Annotated in this window: 13 protein-coding genes and 1 tRNA gene; 9 read left to right on the top strand and 5 right to left on the bottom strand. The window is 57.5% G+C overall.

What is annotated here, in order from left to right; all coding sequences use genetic code 11:
• Positions 1-180: 180 nt before the first annotated feature.
• Both groL and GQR96_RS01855 read right to left on the bottom strand, forming a co-directional pair.
• The gene (groL, locus tag GQR96_RS01860; RefSeq protein WP_002885441.1) at positions 181-1,827 is read right to left on the bottom strand and encodes a chaperonin GroEL; all 1,647 of its coding nucleotides are present in this window, start codon (positions 1,825-1,827) and stop codon (positions 181-183) included.
• Between the two features lie 37 nt (positions 1,828-1,864).
• A complete protein-coding gene (locus GQR96_RS01855) occupies positions 1,865-2,158 on the bottom strand; it encodes a co-chaperone GroES (protein WP_004152420.1) in 294 nt (97 codons plus the stop codon).
• Between the two features lie 233 nt (positions 2,159-2,391).
• On the opposite strand from GQR96_RS01855, the gene yjeH reads away from it, so the two are divergent.
• On the top strand, positions 2,392-3,642 hold the full coding sequence (gene yjeH / locus GQR96_RS01850) for an L-methionine/branched-chain amino acid transporter (protein WP_004206408.1): 1,251 nt from the start codon (positions 2,392-2,394) through the stop codon (positions 3,640-3,642).
• Positions 3,643-3,692: 50 nt separating this feature from the next.
• Here the strand turns inward: yjeH and GQR96_RS01845 are convergent, their stop codons facing one another.
• On the bottom strand, positions 3,693-4,169 hold the full coding sequence (locus GQR96_RS01845; RefSeq protein ID WP_004206407.1) for an FxsA family protein: 477 nt from the start codon (positions 4,167-4,169) through the stop codon (positions 3,693-3,695).
• A 337-nt stretch (positions 4,170-4,506) separates the two neighbouring features.
• Between GQR96_RS01845 and aspA the strand changes: the two genes are divergently transcribed.
• The 7 genes from aspA (at position 4,507) to GQR96_RS01810 (ending at position 12,536) form a co-directional block, all read left to right on the top strand.
• A complete protein-coding gene (aspA, locus tag GQR96_RS01840) occupies positions 4,507-5,943 on the top strand; it encodes an aspartate ammonia-lyase (RefSeq protein ID WP_002885424.1) in 1,437 nt (478 codons plus the stop codon).
• Positions 5,944-6,057: 114 nt separating this feature from the next.
• Entirely contained in the window at positions 6,058-7,359 is a 1,302-nt protein-coding gene (locus tag GQR96_RS01835; protein WP_017900073.1) for an anaerobic C4-dicarboxylate transporter, read from the top strand.
• Between the two features lie 124 nt (positions 7,360-7,483).
• Entirely contained in the window at positions 7,484-7,807 is a 324-nt protein-coding gene (cutA, locus tag GQR96_RS01830; protein WP_004206404.1) for a divalent cation tolerance protein CutA, read from the top strand.
• On the top strand, positions 7,783-9,579 hold the full coding sequence (locus GQR96_RS01825; RefSeq protein ID WP_065904804.1) for a protein-disulfide reductase DsbD: 1,797 nt from the start codon (positions 7,783-7,785) through the stop codon (positions 9,577-9,579). Before cutA ends, GQR96_RS01825 begins: the two co-directional genes overlap by 25 nt.
• 20 nt (positions 9,580-9,599) lie before the next feature.
• A complete protein-coding gene (locus tag GQR96_RS01820; protein WP_008807224.1) occupies positions 9,600-10,190 on the top strand; it encodes a transcriptional regulator in 591 nt (196 codons plus the stop codon).
• A 67-nt stretch (positions 10,191-10,257) separates the two neighbouring features.
• Positions 10,258-12,345: a DUF1176 domain-containing protein gene (locus tag GQR96_RS01815; protein WP_065904802.1), complete on the top strand. Its 2,088-nt coding sequence runs from the start codon at positions 10,258-10,260 to the stop codon at positions 12,343-12,345.
• 115 nt (positions 12,346-12,460) lie between these two features.
• A tRNA-Phe gene (locus GQR96_RS01810) sits at positions 12,461-12,536 on the top strand.
• Positions 12,537-13,317: 781 nt separating this feature from the next.
• Here the strand turns inward: GQR96_RS01810 and GQR96_RS01805 are convergent.
• Positions 13,318-13,608: a PerC family transcriptional regulator gene (locus GQR96_RS01805; RefSeq protein ID WP_004153693.1), complete on the bottom strand. Its 291-nt coding sequence runs from the start codon at positions 13,606-13,608 to the stop codon at positions 13,318-13,320.
• A 311-nt stretch (positions 13,609-13,919) separates the two neighbouring features.
• Positions 13,920-14,486, bottom strand: a complete 567-nt coding sequence (locus GQR96_RS01800; protein WP_004206400.1) for a helix-turn-helix transcriptional regulator — start codon at positions 14,484-14,486, stop codon at positions 13,920-13,922.
• 634 nt (positions 14,487-15,120) lie between these two features.
• On the opposite strand from GQR96_RS01800, the gene pgaA reads away from it, so the two are divergent.
• The gene (pgaA, locus tag GQR96_RS01795; RefSeq protein WP_074384318.1) at positions 15,121-17,568 is read left to right on the top strand and encodes a poly-beta-1,6 N-acetyl-D-glucosamine export porin PgaA; all 2,448 of its coding nucleotides are present in this window, start codon (positions 15,121-15,123) and stop codon (positions 17,566-17,568) included.
• The last annotated feature ends 7 nt before the right edge of the window (positions 17,569-17,575 follow it).

Here is a 17,575-nt window from a genome sequence, read left to right as displayed (position 1 = left end):
CCGCTTTCATTCCTTACCCGGTCGCGCTTGTCAGTCGCTTCCGATACGAAGGTGCTTGCCGCTCTGATACAGCTTAAATGATTTTATGTATAAGCCTTATACTAAAAAGCGCACCAAAAGAAAAACCCCCAGCCATTGCTGGCCAGGGGTTTCTGCTTTTTTATGCTGTATAGCGCACGATTACATCATGCCGCCCATACCGCCCATGCCGCCCATGCCGCCAGCAGCACCTAAATCAGGCGCGTCGCCTTTCGGCAGGTCGGTCACCATGCACTCGGTGGTGATCATCAGGCCAGCCACGGAAGCCGCGTACTGCAGTGCAGAACGGGTTACTTTGGTTGGGTCCAGGATACCGAAGTCGATCATGTTGCCGTATTCTTCAGTTGCCGCGTTGTAACCGTAGTTACCGTCGCCTGCTTTCACGTTGTTCGCGACAACAGACGGCTCTTCACCGGCGTTGGACACGATCTGACGCAGCGGCGCTTCCATTGCGCGCAGCGCAACTTTGATACCGACGTTCTGATCTTCGTTCTGACCGGTCAGGCCAGCGAGTTTCGCAGCAACGCGAACCAGCGCTACGCCGCCGCCAGCCACCACGCCTTCTTCAACCGCAGCACGGGTTGCGTGCAGGGCGTCGTCGACGCGTGCTTTTTTCTCTTTCATTTCAACTTCGGTAGCTGCACCGACTTTGATTACTGCCACGCCGCCAGCCAGTTTAGCGACACGTTCCTGCAGTTTTTCACGGTCATAGTCGGAGGTTGCTTCTTCGATCTGCTTACGGATCTGAGCAACACGGCCCTGGATTGCGGACTCTTCGCCAACGCCATCGATGATGGTGGTGGTGTCTTTATTGATAACCACGCGTTTCGCCTGGCCCAGGTCTTCCAGAGTTGCTTTTTCCAGCTCCATACCGATCTCTTCAGAGATAACGGTACCTCCGGTCAGAGTAGCGATATCCTGCAGCATGGCTTTACGACGGTCGCCGAAGCCCGGCGCTTTCACCGCAGCCACTTTAACGATGCCGCGCATGGTGTTAACCACCAGGGTCGCCAGCGCTTCGCCTTCAACGTCTTCAGCGATGATAACCAGCGGTTTGCCCGCTTTCGCTACAGCTTCCAGAACCGGCAGCATTTCGCGGATGTTGGAGATTTTTTTGTCAGCCAGCAGGATGAACGGGCTTTCCAGCTCAACGGCGCCGGTGTCCGGCTTGTTGATGAAGTACGGGGACAGGTAGCCACGGTCGAACTGCATACCTTCAACCACGTCCAGTTCGTCTTCCAGACCGGTACCGTCTTCAACGGTGATCACGCCTTCTTTACCGACTTTGTCCATCGCTTCCGCGATCAGTTTACCGACGGTTTCGTCAGAGTTAGCGGAGATGGTACCTACCTGAGCGATAGCTTTGGAGTCAGAGCACGGAACAGACAGCGCTTTCAGCTCTTCTACTGCAGCCAGAACCGCTTTATCGATACCGCGTTTCAGATCCATCGGGTTCATGCCTGCAGCAACAGCTTTCAGGCCTTCGTTCACAATGGCCTGCGCCAGCACGGTTGCGGTGGTGGTACCGTCGCCTGCCGCGTCGTTCGCTTTAGAGGCAACTTCTTTCACCATCTGCGCGCCCATGTTTTCAAACTTGTCTTCCAGTTCGATTTCACGAGCAACGGAAACGCCATCTTTGGTGATGGTCGGCGCGCCGAAGGATTTGTCCAGAACCACGTTACGGCCTTTCGGGCCCAGGGTCACTTTAACTGCATCTGCCAGTACGTTTACGCCGCGCAGCATTTTTACACGAGCGTCGTTACCGAATTTTACGTCTTTTGCTGCCATTTCTTATATTCCTCAAATTCGTTCAGGGTCGTGCGAATTAAGCTTCAACAATTGCCAGGATGTCGCTTTCGGACATGATCAGCACTTCTTCGTTGTCAATCTTTTCAGTCTTCACGCCGTAGCCATCGTTGAAAATCACGATGTCACCAACTTTAACGTCCAGCGGCTGCACGGTCCCGTTTTCCAGGATGCGGCCTTTACCGACAGCGATGATTTCGCCACGCGTTGACTTAGCTGCTGCAGAACCGGTCAGAACGATGCCGCCCGCAGATTTGGTTTCAACTTCTTTACGTTTGACGATCACACGATCATGTAACGGACGAATACTCATTGATAGCTCTCCTTCGAGAAAGTCATTATCAGTTATGGGTGACGCCGGGCCGAACGCGGTTTACCGGCTAGTGCAGAGAGAGATGGGGATGGCCATTTCCGGCTTCAAGGGCAAAATTAAAAAAAAATTTTTACCTTTGCGCTGGCACGCAAAAAGCGGCGTCACCGGGCAACCGGTCATAAGGAAAAGCGATTGTGATACTCTCTTTCTTTTTACTGGCGCAGGATGGAATCATGAGTGGTTTAAAACAGGAGTTAGGGCTGGGACAGGGAGTCGGGTTGCTTTCCACCTCACTGCTGGGCACTGGCGTTTTCGCCGTCCCGGCGCTTGCGGCGCTGGTCGCTGGCGATAACAGCCTGTGGGCATGGCCGTTGCTCATCCTCCTTGTTTTTCCGATTGCCATCGTCTTCGCCCTGCTGGGCCGCCATTTCCCCAGCGCGGGCGGCGTGGCCCACTTTGTCGATATGGCCTTTGGCCCACGTCTGGCTAGCGTCACCGGCTGGTTATTTTTATCGGTTATCCCGGTCGGGCTCCCCGCCGCGCTGCACATCGCCACTGGCTTCGGCCAGGCGCTGTTCGGCTGGCATGATGCGCAGCTGTTGCTGGCGGAGCTAGGTACCCTGGCCATCGTCTGGTGGGTCGGTTCACGCGGCGCCAGCTCCAGCGCCAACCTGCAGACCCTGGTTGCCGTGCTGATTGTCGCGCTGATCGTCGCCGTCTGGTGGCGCGGCGGAATAAGCCCGGCGCAAATCCCCTTCCCCGCCCCGGCGGCGATCGACCGCGGCCAGCTCTTCTCCGCGCTGTCGGTGATGTTCTGGTGCTTTGTCGGGCTGGAAGCCTTTGCCCATCTCGCCTCGGAGTTTAAACATCCCGAGCGCGATTTTCCCCGCGCGCTGATGATAGGCCTGCTGCTTGCCGGCTCGGTCTACTGGGCCTGTACCGTGCTGGTGTTGCACTTCCACGCGTTTGGCGAGGAGATGGCGGCGGCCGCGTCTTTGCCGAATATCGTGGTCCGCCTGTTCGGCGTCGAAGCGCTGTGGGTGGCCTGCGTCATCGGCTATCTCGCCTGTTTCGCCAGCCTTAACATCTATATTCAGAGCTTCGCCCGCCTGGTCTGGTCGCAGGCGCAGCATAAGCCGCAGAGCTACCTCGCGAGGCTGTCGCCGCGGCAGATCCCGCGCAACGCCCTCAACGCCGTGCTGGGCTCCTGCGTGGTCAGCACCCTGTGTATCTATTTTCTCGATATCAATCTGGACGCGCTGATCGTCTATGCCAACGGCATTTTCATCATGATCTATCTGCTGTGCATGCTGGCGGGCTGTCGTTTGCTGCGCGGGCGCTATCGGCTGCTGGCGGCGGTGGGCAGCATTCTCTGTCTGCTGCTGCTGGCGATGGTCGGCTGGAAGAGTTTGTACGCGCTGGTGATGCTGGCGGCGCTGTGGTTGTTTTTACCGAGACGCAAGCTGGCGACAGGCAGCGTATAGGCGCAATAAGAAAGCGGCCCGGTCGCGTCTGCTGACCGGGCCGATAAAAGTTAATCGCGGCGATCGTCCTTATGGTCCAGACGGTCGCGCTGTTCGTCCTTGCGCTGGAATTCCCCTTCGAAGGTCTCTCCACCGCCAGTCCCGGCGCTGAAGCCGCCGCCCGGCATCCGGCTGAAGCGCAAATGCGGCATCAGCTTCATCGTCAGGTGCTTCTGCACCGGGGGCAAAAGCAGCAGCAGGCCGAGGAAATCGGTAAAGAACCCCGGGATCAACAGCAGCAGGCCAGCGATAATGAGCGAGACGCTTTTGATCATCTCCGCCGCCGGGCTCTCGCCCGCGGCCATCTTCTGCTGCATCAGCAGGAAGTTTTTGAAGCCCTGGTTACGCACCAGCGACATCCCCACCACCGAGCTAAAGATCACCAGGATCAGCGTCATAAAGACGCCCAGCACGTGCGCGACCTGGATAAAGATCGATATCTCAATGTACACGTAAAGAAAAAAGGCAATAAACGGAATCCAACGCACCGGCGTCTCCTTCATCGACAGGCACCGAGTTCGGCCCCCGTAGTTATCAATTTGCTGATTGCATCCCACTAAGATGGGGATGCTGAGCGGCTTTTCAATCAGCGGAAATGCTTATTTTTTCCAGGAATAGAAAAGCGGTGACCCATTTCACAGATTAATAAATCTTCTCACACCCGCGATGTAATAAGTGATCAAGCTTACTGATATTCGCTATCATCAGCATATGATCTTGGGCACCGGGCCGGTTAAGGAAATAATCGTCGGCCAGAAAATATACTGAATACTGGATATTCTGTGTATTTGGTGAATTCATTGGCAGCTTGAAAAGAAGGTTCACATGTTAAACAACATTCGTATCGAAGAAGATCTGTTGGGCACCAGGGAAGTTCCCGCGGACGCTTACTACGGCGTTCATACTCTGCGAGCGATTGAAAACTTCTACATTAGCAACAGCAAAATCAGCGACATACCAGAATTCGTGCGCGGCATGGTAATGGTGAAGAAAGCCGCGGCGCTGGCGAACAAGGAGCTGCAAACCATTCCCAAAAGCGCGGCAAATGCGATTATCGCCGCCTGTGACGAAGTCCTGAATAACGGCAAATGCATGGACCAGTTCCCGGTCGATGTCTTCCAGGGCGGGGCCGGCACTTCCGTAAACATGAACACCAACGAAGTCCTGGCGAACATCGGCCTCGAGCTGATGGGTCACCAGAAAGGTGAATACCAGTATCTGAACCCAAACGATCACGTTAACAAATGTCAGTCCACCAACGATGCCTACCCGACCGGGTTCCGCATCGCGGTGTATGCCTCCATCCTCAAACTAATCGATGCGATTAAGCAACTGGGCGAAGGTTTCCAGGCGAAAGCCGTAGAATTCCAGGACATCCTCAAGATGGGCCGCACTCAGCTGCAGGACGCGGTGCCGATGACCCTCGGCCAGGAGTTCCATGCCTTCAATGTGCTGCTCAATGAAGAGACCAAAAGCATTCTGCGCACCGCGGAGCTGCTGCTGGAGGTGAACCTTGGCGCAACCGCCATCGGCACACGTCTCAACACCCCGGACGGTTATCAACAGCTGGCGGTACAGAAGCTGGCGGAAGTGAGCAACCTCCCGGTCGTTCCGGCGGAAGACTTGATTGAAGCCACCTCGGACTGCGGGGCGTACGTCATGGTCCACAGCTCGCTGAAACGCCTGGCGGTGAAACTGTCCAAGATCTGTAACGACCTGCGCCTGCTCTCTTCCGGACCGCGCGCGGGCCTCAACGAAATCAACCTGCCTGAGCTGCAGGCTGGTTCTTCTATTATGCCGGCGAAGGTTAACCCTGTGGTGCCGGAGGTGGTCAACCAGGTCTGCTTTAAAGTGATCGGCAACGACACCACAGTAACCATGGCCTCCGAAGCCGGGCAGCTGCAGCTGAACGTAATGGAGCCAGTGATCGGCCAGGCGATGTTCGAATCTATCCATATTCTGACCAACGCCTGCTACAACCTGCTGGAGAAATGCGTCAACGGCATTACCGCCAACAAAGCGGTGTGCGAAGGTTACGTCTATAACTCCATCGGTATCGTTACTTACCTCAACCCGTTTATCGGCCACCACAATGGCGATATCGTCGGCAAGATCTGCGCCGAAACCGGGAAGAGCGTGCGGGAAGTGGTGCTGGAGCGTGGGCTGCTGACGGCGGCGGAGCTGGATGACATTTTCTCCGCGCAAAACCTGATGCATCCTGCTTATAAAGCGAAGCGTTATACCGATGAAAGCGAACAGTAATCTTTCCGGATAGTCATTCAAAGGCATGTCAGCGATGACATGCCTTTTTGCTTTTTAGTTTTACTAAAATACAACAATCCAATATCAACTTGTTAAAAAACAAGGAAGGCATATATGTTTGGTGCAGAACTGGTTATTGTCCTGCTGGCGATTTATCTCGGCGCCCGGCTCGGCGGCATCGGTATCGGCTTTGCCGGTGGCCTTGGCGTCCTTGTCCTGACGCTTATTTTTCAAATTAAACCGGGTGCGATCCCCTTCGACGTTATTGAAATCATTATGGCGGTGATTGCCGCTATCGCCGCCATGCAGGTCGCAGGCGGGATGGATTACCTCGTCAGCCTCGCCGAACGGATGCTGCGTCGCCACCCGAAATATATTACCTTCCTTGCCCCGCTGGTGACCTGGTTTATGACCGTGCTCGCCGGCACTGGCCATACCGCCTTCTCCACGCTGCCGGTGATCACCGAAGTGGCCAAAGAGCAAGGCATCCGTCCGTCCCGTCCGCTGTCGATTGCGGTGGTGGCCTCCCAGATAGCGATCACCGCTTCGCCTATCTCCGCCGCGGTGGTGTTCTTTGCCGGGATCCTGGAGCCGCTGGGCGTTAGCTACCTGATGCTGTTGGCCATCTGTATTCCGGTCACCCTGCTGGCGGTAATGCTCACCGCTATCGTCTGCAACTTCCTCGGCTGCGAGCTGAAAGACGATCCTGTTTACCAGGAGCGGCTGGCCAAGGGTGAAGTCAGTCTACGCGGCAGCCAGGTATTTGAACTGAAGCCGCACGCCAAACGTTCCGTTCTGCTGTTTCTGATCGGCATCGTGGCGGTGATGTTCTACGCTACGGCCATCAGCGATACCGTCGGCCTGATCAAAAACCCTGTACTACCGCGTAACGAGGCGATCGTGGTGTTTATGCTGACCATCGCCACCCTGATCAGCATCACCTGCAAAATCGACACCGGCGAAGTGCTCAATGCCAGTACCTTTAAGTCCGGGATGAGCGCTTGCGTCTGCGTGCTCGGCGTCGCCTGGCTGGGGGATACCTTCGTTAAAGCGCATATCAGCGACATCCAGGCCGTGGCCGGCGACTTGCTGCAAAACTACCCGTGGCTGCTGGCGGTGGTGCTGTTCTTCGCCGCCACGCTGCTCTACTCGCAGGCGGCCACCACCAAAGCGCTGATGCCCGCCGCGCTGCTGCTGGGCGTCAGCCCGCTGACGGCGATTGCCTCCTTTGCCGCGGTCTCGGCGCTGTTCGTCCTGCCCACCTACCCGACCCTGCTGGCGGCGGTGGAGATGGACGACACCGGCTCAACCCGCATTGGTAAATATGTCTTTAACCACGCCTTCCTGATCCCCGGCGTTATCGCTATCACCCTGTGCGTGATCCTGGGTTTCATCTTCGGCGGGATTATGCTGTAAATGCCGTCGGCAGCGGGCCCCGCGCGGGCCCGCTGCCCGTTTCCCTCCCATTCCCCGCTCGTGACGCTAATATCCCCGCATCTTGCATGCTATAGTGCCTCTTTTCGCTGATACGAGGTTCATGATGACTACGCCTGATGCTGTTGTTGTGCTCTGTACCGCGCCGGATGAAGCAACCGCCCAGGATCTGGCGGCGAAAGCGCTGGCGGAAAAGCTGGCCGCCTGCGCCACGCTCCTGCCGGGGGCCACCTCGCTCTATTACTGGGAAGGGAAGCTGGAGCAGGAGTATGAAGTTCAGATGCTGCTCAAAACCGATCTTGCCCATCAGCAGGCGCTGCTGGACTGCCTGAAGTCTCACCACCCGTATCAAACCCCTGAACTGCTGGTTCTGCCCGTCACGTATGGAGACAACGATTACCTCTCATGGCTTACCGCATCATTACGCTGATCCTGCTGCTGTGCAGCACGTCAGCCACCGCCGGGTTATTCGACGCGCCGGGGCGCTCGAACTTCGTGCCTGCTGACCAGGCTTTTGCCTTTGACTTTCAGCAGCAACAGCACAATGTCAACCTGAGCTGGCAAATCAAGGATGGTTACTATCTTTATCGTCAACAGTTTACCTTTCGCGCCGCCGGGGCGACGATCGACGAACCGGCGCTCCCGGCAGGAGAGTGGCATCAAGATGAGTTTTACGGCAAAAGCGAGATTTTCCGCCAGCGCCTGACCGTTCCGGTCACGGTGAAGCAGGCGGACAAAGACGCCACCCTCACCGTCACCTGGCAGGGCTGCGCCGATGCCGGATTCTGTTATCCACCGGAAACCAAAGTGATCCCGCTGAGCGCCGTGCTGGCGGCTTCTGCCGACGGCCAGGCAACCGCCATCGAGCCCATGCCGTCGACGAGCAGCCGTCCGGCGTTCAACCCGCCGCTGCCGGTTGAGCCGCGACCGGCCCCGGAGCTCGCCACATCACCTGCGCCTGCCGCAGTGCCGCCTGCAGACACGCCTGCCCGCCTGCCCTTTACGGCGCTGTGGGCGCTGCTGATAGGTATTGGTATCGCCTTCACCCCCTGCGTGCTGCCGATGTACCCGCTGATTTCCGGCATTGTGCTGGGCGGAAAGCAGCGGCTTTCCACCGCGCGCGCCCTGCTGCTGGCCTTTATTTACGTCCAGGGGATGGCCTTAACCTACACCGCGCTGGGGCTGGTGGTGGCCGCCGCCGGTCTGCAGTTCCAGGCGGCCCTGCAGCACCCGTATGTCCTGGCGGGACTGTCGGTGGTATTTATTCTGCTGGCGCTCTCCATGTTCGGCCTGTTCACGCTCCAGTTGCCCTCCTCGCTGCAGACGCGGCTGGCGCTGCTCAGCAATAAGCGCCAGGGCGGCTCGCCCGGTGGCGTTTTCGCGATGGGCGCCATTGCCGGGCTGATCTGCTCCCCATGCACCACCGCGCCGCTGAGCGCCATCCTGTTGTATATCGCCCAGAGCGGTAATCTGTGGCTGGGCGGCGGCACGCTGTACCTCTACGCGCTGGGCATGGGCCTGCCGTTGATCCTCGTCACCGTATTTGGCAACCGTCTGCTGCCGAAGAGCGGCCCGTGGATGAGCCATGTGAAGACCGCCTTCGGGTTCGTGATCCTGGCTCTGCCCGTTTTCCTGCTGGAGCGCATTGTCGGCGACCCGTGGGGATTACGTCTGTGGTCAATGCTTGGCGTCGCCTTCTTCAGCTGGGCGTTTATCACCTCGCTGGGCGCTACCCGGCCGTGGATGCGGCTGGTACAAATCATCCTGCTTGCTGCCGCGCTGGTCAGCGCGCGGCCCCTACAGGACTGGGCATTTGGCGCTCCGGCAGTCGAGCAGCAGGCGCATCTGACGTTCACCCGCGTCAACTCGGTGGCCGAGCTTAACCAGGCGCTGGCGCAGGCAAAAGGCCAACCGGTGATGCTCGATCTTTACGCCGACTGGTGCGTGGCGTGCAAAGAGTTTGAAAAATACACCTTTAGTTCACCTGACGTGCAGCAGGCGCTGAAAGGCACCGTGTTATTGCAGATTGATGTGACGAAGAACAGCCCGCAAGACGTCGCGCTGCTGAAACACCTGCAGGTGCTCGGTCTGCCGACGATCCTGTTCTTCAACGCTGAGGGTCAGGAACAGCCTGAGCGGCGAGTCACCGGCTTTATGGATGCCGCGGCATTCAGCGCCCATTTGCGCGATTGGCAAGCGTGAGCGACACTTTAGGAGGAAAGATGGAGGAGAACACCGTGCTACGTGAAGACGTCCTGGCAGAAGCCATTAAAATTCTTGAAATTGAAGGTATCGCCAACACGTCGCTGGAGATGGTCGCTGAGCGCGTGTCCTGTCCGACGAGCGACCTGAAACGCTTCTGGCCCGATCGCGAAGCGCTGCTGTACGACGCGCTTCGCTATCTGAGCCAGCAGGTGGATGCCTGGCGCCGTCAGCTGCTGCTGGACGACACCTTAAGCGCAGAGCAAAAGCTGCTGGCACGCTATGCCGCGCTCACCACCTGCGTTAGTAACCACCGCTACCCCGGCTGTCTGTTTATCGCCGCCTGCACCTTCTATCCCGATCCCCAGCACCCCATTCACCAGCTGGCGGAACAGCAGAAGCAGGCTTCGCTGGCCTATACTCATGAGCTGCTGACTCAGCTGGAGGTGGATGACCCGGAAATGGTCGCTAAACAGATGGAGCTGATCGTCGAGGGCTGCCTGAGCCGTCTGCTGATCAAGCGTAGCCAGACGGATGTGGATACGGCCCGGCGGCTGGCAGAAGATATTCTGCGCTTCGCCCAGTGTCGTATGGGCGGCGCCTTAACCTGATTCTGATATCCTAACCGCCACGTCGCGCCTATAATTTCCCCCTCACTGATTGCTGACAGGGATTGATATGCGCGCGTTCTTCTGGGCTGCCTGGCTGGGGCTGTGCTCCACACCTCTGCTGGCGGCTCCCCTGCAAGGTTTTTCCTTTACGCAAAAAGACTGGGAGCTCGCCTGCGATAACACTGGCACCTGCCGGGCGGCGGGTTACGGCGTCCGCATGGGCGAGGTCAGCGTGCTGTTGACCCGCAACGCCGGCAGCGAACAGCGCCTCGCCGCCACGGCCACCTTTGCGCAAATCGAGCACGATATCCCCGCCGACTCCACCGCCAGCCTGCTGATCGACGACCGGGATCTTGGCGCGCTGGACGCCCAGGACGACAGCCACTTCCGTCTGGACAGCGATCAGACTGCCGCCCTGCTACAGGCCCTGGCGAATCAGCGCAAAATCGAATTCACCCTGAACGGCCAGCACCTGCCGCTTTCCAGCGCCGGCAGCCGCGAGGTGCTGGGTAAAATGGATGCGTTTCAGCGACGCACTGGCACCGCCGACGCGCTGCTGGATAAAGGCGATGCCGGCGACGATGCCATTTTGCCAGCCACTGCCGCCCCGGAGATTATCGCCGCCCCGGTGATCCATAACGCGCAGCCGGTGGCGCTGAGCATACTTCAGCGCCAGAAGCTGCTGCCCTCCCTGACGCCGCTGCTGAACCAGCGCTGTGACGACTGGCAGAACCCGGCCATCCCGGCGGCAGAGCGCCAGATCACGATGACCGCGCTGGATAAAACCCATTCTCTGGTGCAGGCGCTCTGCTGGCGAGCGCCCTATAACGACGGCTATGCGCTGTGGCTGGTCGATAACGCCCAGCTGAACAGGCCACGGTTGCTGACCACCGAGGCCTCGAGCTACGCCAACGGCACTATCGTCTTTTTGCACAAAGAACGGGGCATTGCCGACTGCCTAACCGGCGAAACCCGCGTCTGGGACGGTAAAACCTTTACCCCCAGCCTGAAGTACAGCACCGGTATGTGTCGGGAAATCACCCCCGGCGGCACCTGGATGCTGCCGACCTTTGTCAGCCAGGTGATCCCCAGGCAGCAGAAAGAGGCGGATAACCTCGCCCTGCGCACGCTGTATAACGCAGTGCTAAAAGCGCAAAAAAGCGATCCAGAATTGTCGCTGAATAAGGTCGCCGAGCAGTTTCCGTTAACCGGCCATATTACCGACTTCACGCTCACCTACGCCGATGACACCCTGGTTTCGACCAGCAAACCTTCCCCGGATATCAGCGATGACGAGTGGCAGGCGTTTCTGCGCTCCTCGATCAGCGCAGATTCAGAAAACGGTAAAGTCAGCTTTACCCTGATCGATCTCGACGGTGACGGCAAACGCGATCTGATCATCGACAGCTACGTGGGCGGCACCGGGCTCTTCAGCTACACCGGGGTGCTCCGGCGCGGCGATAATGACTTTGCCGCCGTCGACGGTAGCGACAGTGATAATGGCGACGATTTCGATGCCGGGGTGCCCGGCGCCCTCTTTTCCATTAATGGCCGCGGGGCTAACCAGTGGAACCACTGGGTCAAAATCAACGGCCAGGTGTATGCCCTGTGGTACAACGGCCAGTTTGGCGAAGATAATCTCTACCTGCTGCGCCCGTTCAGCACCGCCAGCCAGACGCCCGCGGTGACGGTTCGCTATCGCTATACGCTGAACAGCATCCGCTCCCCGGAGAAAGACCAACCGCTGACCCCCAGCCTGAGCGACGGCGATAAAGCGGATCTGCTGCGCTCGCTGGAGGTTATGCAGGGCAACCTGCTGAAAGATAAGCCCGCCAGCGACAACGATGCACCGATCTGCCCCATTCCGCCCGGCACCTCCGCCGACGAGGCGGACAACTACTACAGCGGCGTTGCCGTCAACTATATCTATGAGACGGTGGCCTATATTCCGGTGTGGCTGAACGGAAAATGTTATATCGGCACCATTTTCAGCCATCATGGCGCCTATCGTCACGGCGTGGATGCGGAAATCACGCTGAGCTCGCCGCGGGAAGATGAAGAGGTGATTGGTGATTACCTGATTTCCGGGTTGCGTCACGTTATCTCCGTCACCAGCGGCTGGAAAAGCCGTCAAGGCGATAACGGCATGCAGTGATATTGAGTCAAAATGCGCCTTTGAGCGCGGAATTGCCGCAAAGATAAGCAATCGACAAGTAATTTAAGAAATTTGGTTGACGGGGTGGGCGGATTACGGTTTAATGCGCCCCGTTGCCCGGATAGCTCAGTCGGTAGAGCAGGGGATTGAAAATCCCCGTGTCCTTGGTTCGATTCCGAGTCCGGGCACCACTTATTCAGAGAACCCAGCCTATGGCTGGGTTTTTGCTTTTCTGTAGCCGGACTCTTCATCGAACTCCACTCTATGATCCCTGCCAAGCGGCGCTGCGCTTGCGCGGGCCTACGCTGTTTGAGCCTGCGGGAGGACCCGTAGGCCGGATAAGGCATTGATGCCGCCATCCGGCACAACCGCGGGTACGGCGTCTGATGTATATCTCCCGGCGGCGCTGCGCTTGCGCGGGCCTACGCTTTTTGAGCCTGCGCGAGGACCCGTAGGCCGGATAAGGCATTTATGCCGCCATCCGGCACAACCGCGGGTACGGCGTCTGATGTATATCGCCCGGCGGCGCTGCGCTTGCGCGGGCCTACGCTGTTTGAGCCTGCGGGAGGACCCGTAGGCCGGATAAGGCATTTATGCCGCCATCCGGCATAACCGCGGGTACGGAGTCTGATGCATATCGCCCGGCGGCGCTGCGCTTGCGCGGGCCTACGCTGTTTGAGCCTGCGGGAGGACCCGTAGGCCGGATAAGGCATTTATGCCGCCATCCGGCACAACCGCGGGTAAGGCGTCTGATGCATATCGCCAGGCGGCGCTGCGCTTGCGTGGGCCTACGCTGTTTGAGCCTGCGGGAGGACCCGTAGGCCGGATAAGGCATTTATGCCGCCATCCGGCACAACCGCGGGTACGGCGTCTGATGCATATCGCCAGGCGGCGCTGCGCTTGCGTGGGCCTACGGACAATGAAACGCCTGCGCAAACGCAGGCCGTCAGGCAAACGCAATAAAGAAAGGTATTATTCGGCGGCGGTTTTCCCTTTGCCGGGTAGTCTGAACGCTTCGCCATAAGGCTTAGCAATGCCCATGCGATATTGCGTCTCTTTAGCCGCCTGGTGGAGATCGGCAAACTCCTCTTTCGGCGCCGGCGGACGTTGCGCCTTTTTCAGACACTGATTGCGATGGTGACGGATCCACTCTCGGTCCTCATCGTCCAGACAACGCTGCATCACCTCAATCCATCTGGATGCCGCCCGACGGTAGAGCCCGCAGGCTTCTAACCGCTCCGCAATACTGTCCCTTATTCTCATCCACCTCGCTCCTCTGATGCTTTCACGATATCTCATGGTATTCCGACACGTGAGCCGGAATACCATGGTAAAGTTAATTTATGACAAAACTATTCCTCTGCGGCGCAAGGAATATATTCATTATAATAATCGCTGTGCATAGCAAACCGCCATGGCGGTAATTACTTCCAAAGAGCTCCGGAATTATATGCCGGGCGCCACCCTGGATACCGACCGGTATCGACGGTTGTACCTATCAATATCTATTTAATTTATTACATTTCCATCATTACATACCTTGCGATATCACCCATTTCCTGTACAACCAGCCCTCATGGCGATCGACCGGACTGGTCCAGCAGTTTATTTTTGAAGATAAATAAGCAGGCTTCATTAAAATTATCTAACCCCAGTCGTTCATAAAGTGCGGTCCGCTTGCGGTAAAGGCTTTTTAGCGAAGTATTAAGATTCAACGCCACCTCCTCCATTGTCATCCCCGCCCCAAGAAAACGCAGCATCAGCTGCTCTGTCATACTTAAGCGCAGATTGTCGAACCACTCTTTGGTCAGCCGATTACTCTTCATCTCCAGGAAAAGCCCAAATAAGGTCGCCATATCGGCGGGTGATAATGACATGTTTAAAAACGATTTCAGGCTGAGTAAATGCTCTTCCCGATGGCGCATATCGAGGACAATACAGCATATTCGCTTTCTGGATTGTGCCGCCTCCATCACCAGATAATCGTAATGACAAAGCGGCGAACGGCTATCAACCAGCAGAGAGAGTTCATCAACCTCATTATCTAAAATCGCTTTTCCGCTAGAATCTAACTGAATGATATCAGGGAAGAAATTCTTAACACCTTGAAAAAGATAGTGATCCTGGGTAACTAATATCATTGAATTTGCCACAAGTCGTCCCTTTAACATTTAATCAACAAATTCTCGTCAACCAGACATTATCCTTGCCCCTGTGGATCGCTCCGCATGGCGGTAAAAATAACGAGATCTGTGATTTATCATTAGCGCGGCATCTGAATCTGGCTGTGAAAAACCTCCCTGGGTTCGGACAGAAAATAAACGGATTAATTATAAATAAAAAAATCCCACAGAAAAGATGCTTTTTTTGCTATTAAGAATTTTTGTCAGAAATCATCTTAAATATCCATATAAAACCATTCCCCTCACAGCAATATAAGCCACCAGGAAAATTTGAAACAAAATTTCAGCCGACTTCATTTTTTATTTATTTTCAGTAAGTTAAAGACATTGACTTCAACATGGCGATTCGAATTAAACCATTTTTACAGATTTATCTTAAAACTCAGCTCGTCATTTAACCATATTTATCCGCCGCGGTATCGGGTATAAATTATCCATTCAATTATCCACAGGAGATAGGTTTATTAGTTTGCAATAAGTCATTCACCCGCAGTGCCAGTCAGCTAAATGGGACCATCCTCATCCTTTAACTCACCGTCAAAGGACGGTCGTGTTGTGCAATGGATTCTTGATGAACATATGGCAAATAGAAATGGAAAGATCACCTTATTCAAATACGTTATTGTTTAATCGCAACACGAAACTCTCGCTGTCAATCGGCGTACTTTTGCTCTTCCCGACGCTGGTTCAGGGAGCGGACTCGCTCTATGACCAGCAGATCCTGCAAGCGCGTCAGGGCCAGTACGCCCCCTTTCTCTCATATCTTCAGCAGTACCAGCTACGGCATGCGTTAACCCCTTCTCAGGTAGCCGACTGGCTGCAGGTAGCCCTCTGGGCCGGCCAGGACGATGAGGTCGTGAAAATCTGGCGACGCTATCAGGTCTATATGCCGCTTCCCGCACGGGGCACCGCCGCCGCCGCGCAGGCTTTGCGCAACCAGAAACAGTGGCAAGCCTCGCTCCTCCTCTGGCAGCAGGCTCTCAGCCAGTCCCCTGGCAGTGACGACTATCGTATCGGCTATATCAAGACGCTGGCCGATGCCCGCAAGGACGGCGAGGCGCTCAGCGAAGCGCGTCGCCTGGTGGCGGAGCAGGCGAGCGTGGCCCACCTGCAGACCCTCTCTTATGTCTACCTGCGGCTTGGCAAAAGCTGGGACCAGCTGCTGGTGGACACGCAGATCCTCGATCGCGAACCGCAGAACAAAGCCGCGCTGGCCAGCCTGATGGCGACCCTGACCCGCAACCGGATCGACTCACCCGCCTTCGGCCTCGCGAATAGCGTCGAACTGACGCCCGCGGAAAAGCGCAACCTGCAGCTGAACGCCGCCGCCGAGCTGGTGCGCCTTGCCGATACGCCTTCCCGTGAAGAAAATGCGCGTTACGCGCTGGCCCGCACGGCGCTGGCGCAATACGACGCGATGATCGCCGCCTGGCGTCCCGATCCGCAGGCCGCCCCGGACATCACCCGGGCGCGCATTGACCGTCTGGGCGCGCTGTACGCCAACGCAGACTACGCGCAGATCATCCGCGAATACCAAAGCCTGCTCGCGCAGCAGCAGGTGGTTCCCGACTGGGCCATCGGCTGGGTCATCTCCTCTTATATCGCCCTCAAGCAGATTGAGCCTGCGTTGACGCTCATTCATCAGCATCCCTCGTGGTTGACGAGCCAACAGAATGAAGAACATGAGCTTTTCTACGCCCTGCTGGACACCGCTCAGTACCCGGCGGCGCAACGGTATGTCGCCCGCCTCACCCGGAATGCACCCTATATCCGTCATCTCTACGGCTCGCCGACGCCCCAGCCGAACGACGACTGGCTCACCGCGCAGACGCTTAACGTGCACTATCTTTCCGCCACCAACGCCCTGCCGCAGGCCGAAGCCCGCATGCAGCGCCTGGCGGCGACGGCCCCCGGCAACCAGGGGCTGCAGATCGACTATGCCGCCGTGCTGCAGGACAGAGGGCTGCCGCGGGCTGCCGAACGCCAGTTGAAAGCGGCGGAAGCCCTGGAGCCCGCCAGCCTGCAGCTGGAGCGCCAGCAGGCCTGGGTCGCTCTCGATCTGCAGGAGTGGCGGCAGATGGATCTGCTGACCGACGACGTTATCGCCCGCTCGCCACGGGATCTAAATACCCAACGCCTGGCCAAAGCCCGCGAAGTCCATCATTTCTCCGAGCTGCGCCTGAGCGTTGGTAAAGGGCTGCATTCCGACAACCCGGTGAGCGGTACCCACGACCTCAGTTTTGAGACGGCGATCTACAGCCCGCCGATAGCCGACAGCTGGCGGTTGTTTGGCGGCCACCGCTTTGCCAAAGGCAATTTTGAAGAGGGGAAAGGCAGCCGTCGCCAGCTGTTCGCCGGTATTGAATGGCGCCCGCGCGACGCCTGGGGAGAACTTGAACTCTCCAGCGTCAATTTTCACGGCGAGAATAAGCCCGGCGTCCGCCTTTCCGCCGCGCACGACGTCAACGATCGCTGGCAGCTGGGCGGCGAGCTGGAGCGGATTTCGCAGCAGACGCCGCTGCGCGCGTTACGCAACGGCGTCAGCGCCAACCGCGGCGAAGGCTGGCTGCGATGGTATCAAAACGAGCGCCGGGAGTACCGCGTCAGCGTGGCCGCCAGCCGCTTTACCGACCACAACCGTCGTCAGGAGTACACCCTCTCTGGTAAAGAGCGCCTCTGGCAGACGCCGTGGTTAACGCTGGATCTGCAGCCCGGTCTGGCGGCCAGCGCCAATAGCCGCACTGACACCGCGTATTACAGTCCGGCCCGCGACCTCGCGGCCACCGCAGCGCTGACCGTCGATCACACGCTTTACCAGCGGTATGACACCGTCTGGAGTCAGCAGCTGCTCGCCGGCGGCGGCAGCTACTGGCAAAAAAATCACGCCGCCGGCGCGATAACGACGCTGGGCTACGGCCAGCGTCTGCGCTGGAACAACCTCGTCGATGCCGGGGTGATGCTGAACTGGGACAAACGCCCCTACGACGGTAAACGTGAAAACAACCTCGCCATCACTGTTGATGCAAACATACGGTTTTAAGGATGAC

The sequence above is a fragment of the Klebsiella sp. PCX genome, from assembly GCF_021869705.1.
In the GTDB taxonomy this organism is placed as follows: Bacteria; Pseudomonadota; Gammaproteobacteria; order Enterobacterales; family Enterobacteriaceae; genus Klebsiella; species Klebsiella quasipneumoniae.
Note: the sequence above shows the minus strand (reverse complement) of the source record. Positions and strands in the feature narration are given on the sequence as shown.

Bases quoted from the DNA above. Each gene is read 5' to 3' on its own strand.
- cutA (WP_004206404.1), top strand. From the start codon at position 7,484: ATGACTACGCCTGATGCTGTTGTTGTGCTCTGTACCGCGCCGGATGAA.
- GQR96_RS01820 (WP_008807224.1), top strand. From the start codon at position 9,600: ATGGAGGAGAACACCGTGCTACGTGAAGACGTCCTGGCAGAAGCCATT.
- GQR96_RS01805 (WP_004153693.1), bottom strand. From the start codon at position 13,608: ATGAGAATAAGGGACAGTATTGCGGAGCGGTTAGAAGCCTGCGGGCTC.
- aspA (WP_002885424.1), top strand. From the start codon at position 4,507: ATGTTAAACAACATTCGTATCGAAGAAGATCTGTTGGGCACCAGGGAA.
- GQR96_RS01855 (WP_004152420.1), bottom strand. From the start codon at position 2,158: ATGAGTATTCGTCCGTTACATGATCGTGTGATCGTCAAACGTAAAGAA.
- GQR96_RS01835 (WP_017900073.1), top strand. From the start codon at position 6,058: ATGTTTGGTGCAGAACTGGTTATTGTCCTGCTGGCGATTTATCTCGGC.
- groL (WP_002885441.1), bottom strand. From the start codon at position 1,827: ATGGCAGCAAAAGACGTAAAATTCGGTAACGACGCTCGTGTAAAAATG.
- GQR96_RS01800 (WP_004206400.1), bottom strand. From the start codon at position 14,486: ATGATATTAGTTACCCAGGATCACTATCTTTTTCAAGGTGTTAAGAAT.
- GQR96_RS01825 (WP_065904804.1), top strand. From the start codon at position 7,783: ATGGCTTACCGCATCATTACGCTGATCCTGCTGCTGTGCAGCACGTCA.
- GQR96_RS01815 (WP_065904802.1), top strand. From the start codon at position 10,258: ATGCGCGCGTTCTTCTGGGCTGCCTGGCTGGGGCTGTGCTCCACACCT.
- pgaA (WP_074384318.1), top strand. From the start codon at position 15,121: ATGGAAAGATCACCTTATTCAAATACGTTATTGTTTAATCGCAACACG.
- yjeH (WP_004206408.1), top strand. From the start codon at position 2,392: ATGAGTGGTTTAAAACAGGAGTTAGGGCTGGGACAGGGAGTCGGGTTG.